The sequence below is a fragment of the Devosia psychrophila genome, assembly GCF_000971275.1.
Classification (GTDB): domain Bacteria; phylum Pseudomonadota; class Alphaproteobacteria; order Rhizobiales; family Devosiaceae; genus Devosia; species Devosia psychrophila.
This window is the reverse complement of record NZ_LAPV01000112.1, coordinates 1-728: the sequence shown is the minus strand read 5'-3', so window position 1 is coordinate 728 and position 728 is coordinate 1. Positions and strand designations below refer to the sequence as shown.

The window sequence follows — 728 nt, the reverse complement described above, 5'->3', positions numbered from 1 at the left end:
GTACACCGACGGCAACATTTACGCAACGGGAAAGTCTCTTTCCGGAAGGTGGAGGGGGTCGATTTGAGGGTAAGGCTATCCATCGCCGGGAACACAGAAGATCCAAAAGCGAATCGAGACGAAATACTAGAGATGGCACGGTCGCTGAGGTAGTAACCGTACCCCGTCTCGAACATCAGAATCTGCCAGCCTGGAAACCACCCGAGAGCGGCCGTTGCTTTCACCAAATCCCACTCCGGCACAACTGACGTATTTCCAAAAGATGGGGTATCGCGGCAGCTGCGGCGCGATACCCCATCTTTTGGCGGTGAGCGAGGCAACTAGAAATGACCCGCCCAAGCAGTAGGCTGTTTTTTCAGACCGAAATCGACCTGATATTTGCACCGTGCAAGCAGTTGAGATTGCTGGGCAGAAAATATGTGCATATATCTTGATTTATGCACCACGCAACACATGTTGCACATTGGGGCGAAGCTCGCTAAAAGGCAACACATGTTGCATCCATGGCTTGTCCTTTCCGTTCAACTGCCCGCTGCGCCTTCAAGTGCCCGGGTAGCGGCGTGGCGACGCCTCAAGCAAGCGGGTGCAGCTGGAATGACCAATGGCACATGGGTGCTGCCAAATACCCCCGCACATCAGAACCTTTTGGGTGAGATCGCAACTACGGTACGGGGACAGGGAGGTGCTGCGTTTATGTTCGCGGCGCAAAGTCTAGAGCCGGCGCATGA

At 54.5% G+C, this 728-nt stretch carries 1 protein-coding gene; it reads left to right on the top strand.

Going from position 1 to position 728, the window contains the following annotated elements; genetic code table 11:
• Positions 1-417 precede the first annotated feature (417 nt).
• Positions 418-728, top strand: a 311-nt coding sequence (locus WH91_RS26105) for a Chromate resistance protein ChrB (RefSeq protein ID WP_428040644.1), incomplete at its 3' end; no start/stop codon positions are given.